The sequence below is a fragment of the Prescottella sp. GW823-FHT02E09 genome (assembly GCF_058797375.1).
In genome coordinates, this window is sequence record NZ_JBXAJP010000004.1 from 146,719 (window position 1) to 160,685 (window position 13,967).

At 67.1% G+C, this 13,967-nt stretch carries 11 protein-coding genes; 8 read left to right on the plus strand and 3 right to left on the minus strand.

Annotation, left to right across the window (positions count from 1 at the left end):
- Positions 1-12 precede the first annotated feature (12 nt).
- Positions 13-1,611 (minus strand): acyl-CoA synthetase, encoded by a 1,599-nt coding sequence (locus tag AC1RIF_RS11385; protein WP_492601479.1) that lies wholly within the window; start codon positions 1,609-1,611, stop codon positions 13-15.
- Positions 1,612-1,795: 184 nt separating this feature from the next.
- On the opposite strand from AC1RIF_RS11385, the gene AC1RIF_RS11390 reads away from it, so the two are divergent.
- From AC1RIF_RS11390 to AC1RIF_RS11405, 4 genes are all read left to right on the plus strand, one after another.
- Positions 1,796-2,464, plus strand: coding sequence for a TetR/AcrR family transcriptional regulator (locus tag AC1RIF_RS11390; RefSeq protein ID WP_492601872.1), 669 nt, complete (start codon positions 1,796-1,798; stop codon positions 2,462-2,464).
- A gap of 75 nt (positions 2,465-2,539) precedes the next feature.
- Positions 2,540-3,439, plus strand: a complete 900-nt coding sequence (locus AC1RIF_RS11395) for an ABC transporter ATP-binding protein (protein WP_492601480.1) — start codon at positions 2,540-2,542, stop codon at positions 3,437-3,439.
- Complete coding sequence (locus AC1RIF_RS11400) at positions 3,436-5,067, plus strand: ABC transporter permease (protein WP_492601481.1); 1,632 nt, start codon at positions 3,436-3,438, stop codon at positions 5,065-5,067. Before AC1RIF_RS11395 ends, AC1RIF_RS11400 begins: the two co-directional genes overlap by 4 nt.
- Before the next feature lie 95 nt (positions 5,068-5,162).
- Positions 5,163-7,013, plus strand: coding sequence for an AMP-dependent synthetase/ligase (locus tag AC1RIF_RS11405; protein ID WP_492601482.1), 1,851 nt, complete (start codon positions 5,163-5,165; stop codon positions 7,011-7,013).
- A 60-nt stretch (positions 7,014-7,073) separates the two neighbouring features.
- Here the strand turns inward: AC1RIF_RS11405 and AC1RIF_RS11410 are convergent, their stop codons facing one another.
- Complete coding sequence (locus AC1RIF_RS11410; RefSeq protein WP_492601483.1) at positions 7,074-9,416, minus strand: arylsulfatase; 2,343 nt, start codon at positions 9,414-9,416, stop codon at positions 7,074-7,076.
- Between the two features lie 282 nt (positions 9,417-9,698).
- A complete protein-coding gene (locus AC1RIF_RS11415) occupies positions 9,699-10,334 on the minus strand; it encodes a TetR family transcriptional regulator (RefSeq protein WP_492601484.1) in 636 nt (211 codons plus the stop codon).
- A gap of 150 nt (positions 10,335-10,484) precedes the next feature.
- On the opposite strand from AC1RIF_RS11415, the gene AC1RIF_RS11420 reads away from it, so the two are divergent.
- From AC1RIF_RS11420 to rraA, 4 genes are all read left to right on the plus strand, one after another.
- Positions 10,485-11,096: a TetR/AcrR family transcriptional regulator gene (locus AC1RIF_RS11420; protein ID WP_492601485.1), complete on the plus strand. Its 612-nt coding sequence runs from the start codon at positions 10,485-10,487 to the stop codon at positions 11,094-11,096.
- Positions 11,097-11,416: 320 nt separating this feature from the next.
- Positions 11,417-12,916 carry an MFS transporter gene (locus AC1RIF_RS11425; RefSeq protein WP_492601486.1) on the plus strand — a complete coding sequence of 500 codons (1,500 nt, stop codon included), beginning with the start codon at positions 11,417-11,419 and terminating at the stop codon, positions 12,914-12,916.
- Positions 12,917-13,012: 96 nt separating this feature from the next.
- Complete coding sequence (locus AC1RIF_RS11430; RefSeq protein ID WP_492601487.1) at positions 13,013-13,393, plus strand: DUF5313 family protein; 381 nt, start codon at positions 13,013-13,015, stop codon at positions 13,391-13,393.
- 62 nt (positions 13,394-13,455) lie between these two features.
- Positions 13,456-13,926, plus strand: coding sequence for a ribonuclease E activity regulator RraA (gene rraA / locus AC1RIF_RS11435; protein ID WP_492601488.1), 471 nt, complete (start codon positions 13,456-13,458; stop codon positions 13,924-13,926).
- Positions 13,927-13,967 lie beyond the last annotated feature (41 nt).

The window sequence follows — 13,967 nt, forward strand, 5'->3', positions numbered from 1 at the left end:
GGCCCTTCCGGCTCACCCGGCCGACACGACCTCTTTCGCCCACCGGTAGTCGGCCTTCCCGCTGGGCGACCGCCGGATCGACGGAACCACGACCACCGAACGCGGAATCTTGTAGCCCGCAACGTGAACGCGGCAGTGCTCGGCGATCTGATCGGCATCGGCGTCGTCGAATCCGGGCCGCAACTGCACCACCGCCGCGACCTTCTCGCCGAATCGGGTGTCGGGAGCGCCCGCCACCAGCGCGTCCAGCACCGCCGGGTGGGTCTTGAGTGCCTGCTCCACCTCTTCGGGGTACACCTTCTCGCCACCGGTGTTGATGCACGTCGATCCGCGACCGAGCAGCAGGATGGTGCCGTCCTCCTCCATGCGTCCCATGTCGCCGAGGACCGCCATCCGCACCCCGTCGACCACGGGGAACGTGGCGGCGGTCTTGGCCTCGTCGTTGTAGTACGCCACCGGCACGTGCCCCTTGCGGGCGAGGTAGCCGACCTCGTCGGTGCCGGGCGCGATCGGCCGGAACTTCTCGTCGACGAGAATCATGTTGGGGTTCGAGCGGATTCGCTTGGTTCCGTCGTCACCGAACTCGACGATGCCGTCGTTCCCGGTCTCGGACGCACCGAAGGCGTCCTTGATCACCATGCCCGGGATCATCTCGCGTAGCTCGTCCTTGAGCTTGGGCGAGAACAGTGCGCCACCGGATCCCATCAACTTCAGCGAGCTCAGGTCGTAGCGGTCGCCGTGCTCACGGATGGCATCGGCGATGGGCCGGGCGATGGCGTCGCCGACGACGGTGACCCCGGTGATCTGCTCGGCCTCGATCAGGCGCAGCACCTCCACCGGATCGAACGTGCGGGTCAACACCCTCGGCGCGCCCATGAGGAAGGCGGTGAGCAGCGAGTAGATGGCGGCGCCGTGCATCAGCGGCGGAATCAGTAGGTACACAGCAGGTTCGGTGTTGGCTACCGCGCCTGCCACCACCTCCTCGACCGAGCGCCTGGGGGCACCGCCGATGTTCCCGCCCGACAGCGCGGCGTAGTAGAAGTCCTCGTGCCGCCACACCACACCCTTGGGCATACCCGTGGTGCCGCCGGTGTAGATGACGAAGTGGTCGTCCGAACTGCGCGGCCCGAAGCCCCGGGTGTCGGGCTGCGCAGCGAGGGCGTCCTCGTAGTCGGCCACCGTGACGGCGTCGAAACCGGTCGGCATACCGTCGTGCTCACCCACCACCAGCACGTGGCCGATGCCGGCCCACTGCGACAGGGCCACACCCGCCGTCGCCAGGTACTCGTCCTCGACGATCAGGGCGACGCTCTCGGAGTTGCTGTACAGGTACACCAGCTCCGCGTCGGTGTACCGGAAATTGACGTTGATCGGAACTGCGCGGATCTTCATGCAGGCGAGCAGGGCCTCCACGTACTCCATCCGGTTACGCATGTGGATCGCCACGTGCTGCCCGGGCTGCACGCCGACGGACTCGAGATGATGCGCGAGTCGGTTGGCCCGACCGTCGAGCTCGGCGTAGCTGCGACGTTCGTCGCCGCACACCACCGGCACCCGGTCGGGAATCGCATCCGCGACCGCTTCGTACAGGTCGGCGATGTTCAACGTCACGTAATCCACCCTCGTCGTCCAGCGACCCGGATCACGGGCCCATTCGTTCGCGAAGCTAACACAATCGAACGCTCGAGGGACCGAAATCGTTGCGCCGGTTCCCCCGTCAAGATTTCGTCAGGACGGCCGCCGCACCCTTGCAGAGATTGAACAGACGAGCAACGCTTTGAACATGTGTTCAGCCATGGCGGTTCCGACCGACAAGGACCTCAACACCCAGGCACGGATCCGGGAAGCCGCGATCCGCGTGTTCGGGGAGCACGGGTTCGACGCCGGGGTCCGCGCCGTCGCGACCGCCGCTGGGGTCTCGCCCGGCCTGGTCAACCACCACTTCGGCTCGAAACAGGGCCTGCGCGCGGTGTGCGACGAGCAGGTCCTGGCCGTCATCCTGTCGGAGAAGCGCGACGTGCTGACCGCGAACAGTCCCGCCCGCATGCTCACCTCGCTCGCCGAGATCGACCGGTACGCCCCACTCGTCGCATACCTCGTGCGCAGCTTCCAGGCCGGCGGACCGCTCGCGCGGTCCCTCTTCGAGCACATGGTTGCCGGTGTCGAGTCCTACCTCGAGGCGGCGGTCGCCGAGGGGCGGGTACGTGCCAGTCGTGACCCCGCCGCCCGCGCCCGGTACCTCACGATGAACAGTCTCGGGTCGACACTGCTCTACCTGCAGATGCGCTCCGAACGCGGCCGGTCCACCGACTACGCCCGCGCGATCCGCGACATGACCGACGAGATCATGCTGCCGGGCCTCGAGGTCTACACCGAGGGCCTGTTCGTCGACGCGTCGATGCTCGAGGCCTACACCGGCGCCCATACCGATCCGCAGCCCAGCCCCAGCCCCAGCCCCAGCTGAAGGGTCCCCTGTGCGCCGACAGCGCGTGAAGGGACCCTTCAGCCGATCCGATGTCCCGTCTCCAGAGGAGAAGGCATGACCACCATCATCGAAACCGACAAGCTCGTGAAGACGTTCGGTCCCACCCGGGCCCTCGATGGGCTCGATCTCGAGGTCGGCGAGGGCGAGGTGCACGGTTTCCTCGGCCCCAACGGCGCCGGGAAGTCCACCACCATCCGGGTCCTGCTGGGGCTGCTGCGCTCCGACGGCGGAACCGCGAGGCTGCTGGGCCGCGACCCGTGGCGGGACGCGGTGGAATTGCACCGCGAGATCGCCTACGTACCGGGCGATGTCACGTTGTGGCCGTCGTTGACCGGCGGCGAGATCATCGATCTGCTGGCCCGGATGCGCGGCGGGCTGGACACCGCACGGCGGGCCGACCTGATCGAACGATTCGACCTCGACCCGCGCAAGAAGGCGCGCTCCTATTCGAAGGGCAACCGCCAGAAGGTCGCGGTGGTCTCGGCCCTATCGTCGCGTGCCCGCATACTTCTGCTCGACGAGCCCACATCCGGTCTGGATCCCTTGATGGAGAAGGTGTTCCGTGACTGCGTCACGGAGGCCGGGCGGCGCGGCGTGACGGTGCTGCTGTCGAGCCACATCCTGTCGGAGGTGGACGCCCTGTGCGAGAAGGTCACGATCATCCGTGGGGGAAGGGCGGTCGAGAGCGGCTCGATCGCATCGATGCGTCATCTCAGCCGCACCTCGATCACCGCCGAACTCACCGGCGACCCTGGCGATCTCGGCAGCATCCCCGGCGTCGAGGACGTCCGGATCGACGGCCGGACACTGCACTGCCAAGTCGACGCCGAGAGCCTCGGTGCGCTGATTCGCACGCTCGGCGACACCGGGGTGCGCAGCCTGATCAGCACACCGCCGACGCTCGAGGAACTGTTCCTGCGGCACTACGAACTCTCGGAGGAGGTGCCGGTATGACCGCCACCGCGACACCGGTGGTCGTCGACTCGGCGACTCGCGCACAGTCACCGTTCACGGGCACGACGGCGCTGCTGCGCCTGGCGCTACGACGCGACCGGGTGATCCTGCCGCTGTGGTCCATCGCCATCGGTCTGCTGCCGGTCGTCTACGGAACGGCGATCCTCGGCCTGTACAGCTCCGACGCCCAACGGGCCGCGTTCGCGTCCTCGACCGCGGCGATCAAGTCCGAAATCGCCTTGGTGGGACCGATCTTCGGCTCCAGCGTGGGCGCACTGACAGCATGGCGTGCCGGCTACCTGTTCACGTTCGTGGCAGTCGCGGTGATCCTCACTGTCGTCCGGCACACCCGGACCGAGGAGGAGACGGGCCGTACCGAACTGCTCGATTCGACCTCCGTGGGCCGGTACGCGGGCCTGACCGCGGCACTGCTGGTCGCGGCGGTGGGCGCGGCCGTCGCTACCGTCGTCGGAACCCTCGGGCTGATCTCGATCGGGATCGGCGGAATCGGCGCGATCGCCTTCGGGACGGCCGTGTTCGGGACGGGCGCCGTGTTCGCCGGCGTCGCGGCGATCGCCGCACAGGTCAGCACCGGCGCCCGCCTCGCCCGCGGCATCTCGTTCGGGGTGCTCGCGGTCGCGTTCCTGCTCCGCGCCGTCGGCGACGCCGGATCGGGAACACTGTCGTGGCTGTCACCGATCGGCTGGGCGCAGCAGGTCCGGCCCTACGCGGACGAACGCTGGTGGGTGCTGCTGCTGCCGGCGGTCACGACCGCCGTACTGGTCGCCGTCGCGTACCGCCTTCTGTCCCGACGGGACCTCGGCGCGGGCCTCATCGCCGAACGACCCGGTCCCGAAGTGTCACCGCCGTCACTGTCGGGCCCCGTCGGACTGGCGTGGCACTCGCAGCGCGGACCGCTGGCCGCATGGACAGTGGGGCTCACGGTGTTCGCGCTCGTGATCGGCAGCGCCGCACACGGTGTCAGCGACCAGTTGGGGAACAGCGAGGTCGTCACCGCGGCCCTGACCCGTCTCGGCGGAGCGCAGGCGATCGAGGACTCGTTCATTGCGCTGGGCTTCACGATCTTCGGGCTCGTCGCCGCCGCGTACTCCGTCTCAGCGGTGCTGCAACTGCACGACGAGGAGGAATCGGGGCGGGCCGAGTCGGTACTGGCCGCGTCGGTCGGGCGGCAGCAGTGGGCCATGAGCCACATCCTGTTCGCGCTCGTCGGCCCCGCCGTCGCACTCACCGTCGCCGGTCTCGCCGCCGGAATCGCGTACGGGGTGACGGTCGACGACGTGGGCGGACAGGTGCCGCGCATCCTCGCCGCCGCCCTGGTGCAGTTGCCAGGGGTGTGGCTGGTCACGGGCATCGCCGTCGCGCTGTTCGGGGTGGTGCCCCGCCTGGCGTCCGCGGCGTGGGCGGTGTTCGCGGCGATGATGGCGCTGTACGTGTTCGGCATGGTCGCCGATCTCCCCCAGCCGCTGCTCGACCTCGTCCCGTTCCTGCACCTCCCCCGGCTGCCCGGCGGCGAGTTCCATGCGGCGCCGATCGTGTGGTTGTTGCTGGTCGCCGTCGCGCTCCTGGGCACCGGTCTGGCCGCTCTCCGCCGCCGCGACCTCCGCTGATCGACCCTGAACGGGAGTTCACGGTGCATTTTCGAGACCGAACCGTGCCGTGAATTCCCGTTCAGGGGTTCGCGGCAGGTTCCTAGACTCGGGTCATGACAGCTTCGCGCGCGTCAGACGAGGTCGTGGACTGGTCCAAGATCGAGGAGCGGGCGCCGTCGGTCGCCCGGATGTTCACCGATCGGGTGGCGGCATCACCGCAATCGGAGGCCTTCCGATTCCCCGGTCCGGGCGATGGCGAATGGAGCAGCGTGACGTGGGCCGACGTCGGCACACGGGTGCGCACGCTCGCCGCCGGGCTGATCGCGCTGGGGGTCGAGCCGGAGCAGCGGGTCGCGCTGGCCTCGATGACCCGGTACGAGTGGGTGCTCGCCGATCTGGCGGTGATGTGCGCGGGCGCCGCGACCACCACCGTGTACCCCAGCACCACGGCGTCCGATGTCGCCTACATCATCGCGAACTCCGGCAGCCGGGTCGTGCTCGCCGAGGACGAGGCCCAACTCGCGAAGCTGCGCGAGCACCGCGACGAGATCCCCGACGTCCAGCGTGTCGTACTCGTCGACGGCACCGCACCCGCGGACGACGAGTGGGTGATCGGGTTCGACGATCTCGCCGCCCTCGGCGAGCGCCTGCTGGCGGAGCGGCCCGACGCCCTCGACGAGCGGATCGCCGGGATCTCGCCGGACAGCCTGGCGACGCTGATCTACACGTCGGGCACCACCGGCCGGCCGAAGGGTGTGCGACTGCCGCACTCGGCCTGGACGTACGAGGCCGCGGCGATCGACGCCGTCGGCATCCTCGATGCCGGCGACCTGCAGTACCTGTGGCTGCCGCTGTCGCACGTGTTCGGCAAGATCCTGCTGACACTTCCGCTGCAGATCGGGTTCGCGACCGCCGTCGACGGTCGGGTCGACAGGATCGTCGACAACCTCGCCGTGGTCCGGCCGACGTTCATGGGCGCCGCGCCACGCATCTTCGAGAAGGCGTACGCCCGCATCGTCGGTACCGTGAAATCCGAAGGCGGCATGAAGGAGAAGATCTTCGACTGGGCCATCGGCGTCGGACTCGCGATGTCGAAGACCCGGCAGACCGGCAGGACGCCGTCGGCGATCCAGAAGGCGCAGTACGCCCTCGCCGACCGGCTGGTGTTCCAGAAGATCCGGGACCGGTTCGGCGGACGGTTGAAGTTCTTCATCTCCGGGTCGGCCGCGCTGGATCGTGATGTGGCGCAATGGTTCGACGCGGCCGGCATCGTCGTCCTCGAGGGGTACGGGCTGTCCGAGACCAGCGCGGCGTCACTCGTGAACCGACCGTCGGCATACCGCTTCGGCACCGTCGGCTGGCCCATCCCGGGCACCGAGGTGAAGATCGCGGACGACGGCGAGATCCTGATCAAGGGACCGGGAGTGATGAGCGGCTACCACGACAACCCCGAGGCCACCGCCGAGTCCCTCGGCGCCGACGGATGGTTCCACACCGGCGACATCGGCACGATCGACGCCGACGGGTTCCTACGGATCACCGACCGCAAGAAGGACATGTTCAAGACGTCCAACGGCAAGTACGTCGCGCCGTCCGCGATCGCGGCCACGTTCAAGGGCATCTGCCCGTACGTCGGGGAGATCATCGTGCACGGGGAGGGCAAGTCGTACTGTGTCGCGCTGATCAGTCTGGACGGCGAGGCAATCGCCGAATGGGCGCAGGAGAACGGGATGGGCGATCGGCCGATGCGTGAAGTCGCCTCGGCCCCAACGACGGTCACGATGATGAGTGGATACGTCGACCAGCTCAACGCCGGACTCAACCGGTGGGAGCAGATCAAACGGTTCACCATCCTCGAACGCGAGCTGACCGTCGAGAACGGAGAGATCACGCCCAGCATGAAACTCAAGCGCAAGAAGGTCGTCGACAACTTCGCCGACCGGATCACCGACCTGTACGCCTGAGCCGACCGATCACGTCCCGGTGGGACGGGGGCTACGACACCCCGCCGCACCGGGACGCGGTCACTGCGTGGCGCGGGCGATGCGCTCCAGCTCGCTCGACTCCTCGCGCGGGCGCGCCGCCTCGACGTCCAGCCGGACATGGTGGAGCTTGCCGTCGAAAGCGAAACCCCCGACCGGGATCTCGTCGGTGACCGGCGTGCCCCTGCTGACTCCGATGTCGAGACATTCGTTGAGGCTGAACTGGAACGGTGTGGTCGCCGACATCCGCTGCTCGGCCACCGGAGCGCCGTCGACCGACAGGGTGAAGACGCCGCCGCTGCCCGGCCGGCCCCCGTCGTACGCGAAGTCGACGGTGACGTCCTGCACTCCGCTCGCGAGCGCCTGAGGCGACCGGACGTACGTCGAGGATCGACCGGAAAGGTTGTAGCAGAACACCGGAACCGAGTCGACGACGTACAGTGCGAATCCGCCGAAGCGCCCACCGATACTCATCAACACACCGTTCACGAGGTCGTCGCCGATCTCGACCTTCGCGGTGATCGTGTACGAACTGCTGAACACCCGGGGCGCGGCCTTCTCACCGATCCCGTCCATGTGCGGGTACAACGTCAGTCCGGTGCGTCCGCGGAGCACGTGGGGCGCCCGGGTCTCCGGGTCCAGATTGCGGGTGTTCGTGCGGTCGTCCAGGGGGAACACCTGGAAGCGGCTGCCCTCGAGCAGGAACTTCTCCTGCAGTTCGACGAGCTTCTCCGGGTACTGCGCCGAAAGGTCCTGCGACTGAGACCAGTCGACCGAAGTGTCGTACAGCTCCCACACGTCGTCCGAGTAGTCCGGCGGCGGCGCCATCAGCTCCCACGGCGTCCGATGCATCGCCACCGCGGTCCAACCGTGGTCGTAGATGCCGCGGTTGCCGAAGATCTCGAAGTACTGGGTGACGTGCCGGTCCGGTGCACCCGCGGCGTCGAACGAGTAGTTCATCGCGACCCCCTCCACCGGCTGCTGGTGCACCCCGTCGACCGTCGTCGGGCTGGGAATGCCCGCCGCCTCGAGGATGGTGGGGGTGATGTCGACGCAGTGGTGCCACTGGTTCCGCACCTCGCCCCGAGCCTCGATCCCGTTGGGCCAGTGGATCACCAGACCGTTCCGTGTTCCGCCGTAGTGCGAGGCGACCTGCTTGGCCCACTGGTACGGCGTGTCCAGTGCGACCGCCCATCCCGCCGGATAGTGCGCGTAGCTGCGCTCGGTCCCGATCTCGTCGAGACGCTCGAAGATCTCCTCCGGGGACTGCGGAAAGCCGTTGAGCGTGGCGAGGTAGTTGAAGGATCCGTCGAGACCGCCCTCCGTCGAGGCGCCGTTGTCACCGACCATGTAGATGACCAGCGTGTCATCGAGCATGTCACGGTCTTCGAGGTAGCTGATCACGCGTCCGACCTGATCGTCGGTGTGTTCCAGGAACGCCGCGTAGGTCTCCATCAACCGCGCCGCCACCGCCCGCTGGACGTCCGTCAGCTCGTCCCAGTGCGGGACGCCGGGAGTCCACGGCGCCAACCTGGTGTCGGGACCGACCACACCGAGGTCCTTCTGTCGAGCCAGCGTGCTCTCGCGCAGCGCGTCCCAACCCTGATCGAACTCGCCCCGGTACCTGCCCTGGTACGAATCCGGGATCTGCAGCGGCGCATGGACCGCGCCGAACGGCAGGTAGCAGAACCAGGGTTTGTCCGGGCCCATCGCATCGACGCCCTCGATCCACTGGATCGCCTGGTCCACGAGGTCCTCGGAGAGGTGGTAACCCTCCTCTGCCGTCCGGGGCGGGTCGACCATCGTGAAGCCGTCGTGGAGCACCGGCGCGAACTGGTCCGCCTCCGCGCCGAGGAATCCGTAGAACTTGTCGAATCCCTCCCGCAGTGGCCAATGATCGAACGGGCCGGCCGCCGTACTCTCCCACGGCGGTGTCTGGTGCATCTTCCCGAAAGCTGCTGTGGCATATCCGTTGCCCTGGAGAACCCGCGCGACGGTGGCCGCACTCGCAGGGCGCATGCCGTTGTATCCCGGCGACGATGTCGAGATCTCCGCGATGTTCCCCATCCCGACGCTGTGATGATTGCGGCCGGTCAACGTGGCGGCACGCGTCGGCGAACACAAGGCGGTGGTGTGGAATCGACTGTATTTCAGGCCGTTCGACGCCAATCGGTCCGCGGTCGACGTCCGGCACGGCCCACCGAACGTGGAGGCCGCACCGAAACCCACGTCGTCCAGCATCACCAGGAGAACGTTCGGCGCTCCCACGGGAGGCCGGATCGGATCCACCTGACGGAACTTCGCGGCCTGGTTCTCGATGAACACAGCCGGCGAGGGTTGATCGACCTCGCGGACGACGGGAATCGAGTAGCGGTTGAGACTCATTGCGGGAAGATCCTTTCACGAGTGACAGAAAGGTGCCGGGCCGTCACACCGGAGCGTCACCGTCGATGACGAACCGGTGCATACGACGACGATGCGCGCAGTCCCCTACCGCGTAGTGCTGCGTGCATCTGTTGTCCCACAGGGCGATCGATCCGGGTCCCCACCATCGACCCCGGGGCGTCCATCCGAGGTCACCCAGGCTGAGGCGGGCTTCCTTTCCATCACGATGCCATTTGAGTGTGGGAATGTTGCTGTTGCAGAGAGTGTTCGGTCTGGGCTTGGTCAGGAATCGGCAAGCAGGAGACGAAGGGCCACGGTGTAGCGATCGAACTCCCGCCGTCCCAGGCCCTCTGGTGGCTCGTTCTCCCCATGCATGACCCACGCGGCCGTGGCGTGGCCGATGATGGACATCACCACGTCGGCCATGAGCTCGTGGTCCGGGCTCGAACTGGGCGCACCGAGCCGTGCAGCGATGGCGTCCGCAACCGCTGTGCGCCACTGCGCGCCGACTCGCTGTATTACCAGCCCTCGCAAGAACGGGGTTAGATGTATCGCCCGGTTGCGCAGGAACATTCGGTGGCGGGCACCGTCATCCTCTCGAGAGACGAAGCTCGCGTAGGCCTCTCGCAGCGCAACCAGCAACGGTTCACCGGCAGGTCGCGACATGACTGCTGTTCGGTAGACGTCCGGGCGATCAGTCCATTGGTCGAGGATCACGGCCTCTTTGGCGGAGAAGTACCGGAAGAACGTGCGTGGTGACACATCCGCGCGTTCGCAAATGTCCTCGATCGTCGTGCGGTCGAATCCGTTCGTGGCGAACAGCTCCAACGCGGCATCCTCCAACGCACGCCGCGTGCGCTGCTTGTTCCGCTCCCTCTGCGACAAGACCTGAGGTTCTTCCGCCACATCGTAAGCCATGGAGGAGAATTTAGGCACTGGACTGCCAACTGTCAATAGACTGCCATTTCGTGCCTCGCTTCCGATTCCAGGCCCGCATCGTGAGGCGGGCAGTGGGAGCCGTGCACCGAGCCGTGAACAGTTGAGACCTCCTCGGGCACAATGGGTCACATGACCGACGATGCCCGCACGAAGATCCTGCTCGCCGCGGAACGGCTGTTCGCCGAGCGCGGCGTCGAGCACGTGTCGATGCGTCAGATCGGTGAACGCGCCCAGCAGCGGAACAACTCCGCCGTCCAGTACCACTTCGGCGACAAGAGTGGGCTCATCCAGGCCCTGTACGACCTGCGGTTACTACCCCTCAATGCGGAGCGGCACCGGATGCTCGAGCAGTTGGACAGCCCCGACGCGCTGCAGTTGGCCGGCGCATACGTGCTCCCGCTGGCCGGAGCGGTCATCTCCTCGAACGGAAAGTCTTGTTACGCCCGGTTCCTGGATCGGTACCTGGGGCGTGGCCGTGACTTCGAACCGTTCGACGACCGGCACGGAAGTGGCTCGAAGGAAGTGGTGCGACAGATGTCGCTGCTCCTCATCGACATGGACCCGAGTGTCCGCGAGGAGCGGCTGCGCATGGTTCAGGTGCTCACGATTCGCACGCTCGCCGACCTCGAGTACCGACTGGACACGGGGCAGGCGGACGCCGCTGCCGCCGACCTGACCGTCGCCACTCTGGTCGAAGCCGTTTCCGCACTTCTCGAGGCACCGACCACCGTCCACGACTGAGGCGCGGCGCAGAGCTCCGCTCGTCGATGCGTCCCACTCAGCGGGCCGATGCCCCGAAACTCTTCCCCGCGTAGTGGCTGCTTGATACTCTCCCCCGCATCGGTCGATCCACCATTGCATCAAGTGTTTGGTAGATCAATGACGCATTCAATAGCCGTGTTCTTCAACGCTTTTCGGTGGCTCTCTCCCGCTCGCGTGTCAGGCGGACAGGTAGACGAGCCTCTCACGTGCGACCACTTCGCCGACACGGCGGATCTCCCCTCGTATCGCCCACGACAAGGCAGCTCGACCGCCTTCGCACAGATTGGAGCCGTTCTGCCATGGCCGGTTTCGCGCAGTCGCAACCAAGTCAGAAGTCCGCTGAGACCGAGAACCGGTCCAAGGGACAATCGATCCTGATCATCGTGTTGATCGCGTTGATGACCGAGATCGTCGCCTTCGAGTTCACTCTCATCAGTCCCGGCCTGACCGACATGGCCGTCGACTTCGGCACTACCAAGATCACGTTGGTGATGACCATCCCGCTGCTGGTGGGCGGCGTGGTCGTCCCGATCATCGGCAAGCTCGCCGACGTGTACGGCAAGAAGAAGATCCTGTTGTCCGCCGGGGCAACGTTCCTGATCGGCACCCTCGTGTGCGCGACGGTCACGTCCTACCCACTGTTCCTCGTCGGTCGCGGGCTGCAAGCGTGCGGTCTCGCGTCGTCGGTCGTCTGCTACGGAATGGTCCGGGATCTGATTCCGTCGCGCTGGGTTCCGCTCGGCGTCGGCGGCATCGGAGTGGGCATCGGCGCGTCGGCACTGATCGGCCCGCTCCTCGGCGGCTGGCTCATCGACTCCTACGGGTTCCGGAGCGCCTTCTGGTTCCTGCTCGCGTACGCGGCTGTCGTCATCGTCGCCATCGCGATTCTCGTGCCGGAGACCACCGTTCGGATCGCCCACCGCGTCGACTATCTCGGCGCCGCGCTCCTCGGCCTCGGCGCCAGCTCCCTGATCCTGGGCGCCAACAACGAGGACCTGCGCACCGTCTCGTTCATCGTCGGTGCGGTCCTCCTGGTGGTCTTCGTCCTGGCCGAGCGCCGCATCGAACAACCGCTGATCTCGATGTCCCTCCTCACCCGCCCCGGGGTGTGGATGACGCTGGCCATCGCCGGCGCCTACGGGGTCGTCAACGGCGCCAACGGTGCACTGCTGCCCCAGATGCTGCGGGCACCGTCCATCCCGGGCAACGACGACTCCGGACTCGGACTCTCCGCTCTCGGATACGCCCTTCACTACGGGCTGCCCCAGGGCCTGGCCGCTGCCGGATGCGGCCTGCTCGCCGGGTGGATCGCGCGCAAGCACTCGCCACGCCTCGCGATGCTTCTCGGCATGGTCGGCGCACTGGCCGGTTCGCTGCTCGTGGGCTTCGGTCTGGTCAGCACCGGCGCCATGACGATTCTGCTCGGATTCTTCATGGGTGTCGCGAACGGCTTCTTCTACTCGTCGTCGACCAACCTGCTGATCGAAGCCGTGCCCGCCAACACCCAGGCGGTCACCGGTTCGATGAAGTTCACGTCCGAACAGGTCGTCAGCGCACTCTCCAGCGCCTTCCTCGGCGTCATCGTCGGCAACTACATCCTGATGCTCAATCCGAAGACCGGCCAGCCGATTCCGTCGATGGAGGGATTCCACTACGCATACCTGGTCTGTGCGGTCGCGTCCGTCGTCGCGATCGGCGTCACGCTCGCGATGAAGCACGGCCGGACGCCGGCCACCGGTGGACTCGCCTCCGGGCAGAGCCTCGACGAACCCGGCACCCCGGCCGTGACAATGCACTGACCGGGCGCTACCCGAGCCAGGGGGATCGGACGCGGACGGCCTCGATGTCGAGGCCGTCCGTGTCGGTCCGTGCACCCGCGGCTCTACCCTGGACCCATGTCTGCACCACAGCGCCCCACGTTCGGGCAGTACGTCGGGTACCTCCTCGGCCGGACGCTGCCGGACGAGTTGCAAGACTGGGTCCGCCAGGACCTGGTGGGGCCGGGCGCGTCGGTGCGTTACCTGATCCGGTTCACGCTTCCGATCCTGCCGATCCTCGCACTGTTCCTGCTCATCCCCGGACCCGTGTGGGTACCGCTGGCGATGATGGCGCTGCTGTTCGTGCCACTCGTCTACTTCGCGATCGCGTTGATGCAGGTGTACCGCCGGCACCGTCTGCACAGCCACGGCCTGGACACCGATCTGGTCGCCGAGAAGGCGCAGCGCCGCGCCGACCGGGTCCGCGACGACTACGAGCGCCGCCACGGGCGCGGCTGACCCCCACTGGTTACCGACCGGTCATTTAGGGTGGACACGCGAACCGACGAAGGGAAGAAACCATGAGTGAGCAGGTAGCGACCGCCGATCTGGCCGATGAGATCGGACCGGACATTCGCAGCTGCGACACCCAGTTCATCCAGTTCGGTGCCCGGGCCGTGTTCTCCGGCCCGATCACCACCATCAGGTGCTTCCAGGACAACCTGCTGGTGAAGCAGACCCTGAGCGAGCCGGGCAACGGCGGCGTCCTCGTGGTCGACGGCGACGCGAGCGTGCACACCGCCCTCGTCGGCGACATCATCGCCGGGCGCGGTGTCTCCAACGGGTGGGCGGGCGTCATCGTCAACGGCGCCGTCCGCGACTCCGCGATCCTGCGCACCCTCGACATCGGCATCAAGGCGCTCGGGACCAACCCGCGCAAGAGCACCCAGACCGGCTCCGGCGAGAAGAACGTGCCCGTCTCCTTCGGTGGAGTCACCTTCAACCCGGGCGAGACGGTCTACAGCGACGACGACGGCGTCGTCGTGCGATAGGCGGCTTCGCCGCCCATGCGCCTTTTTGGTAGCCAGGACTA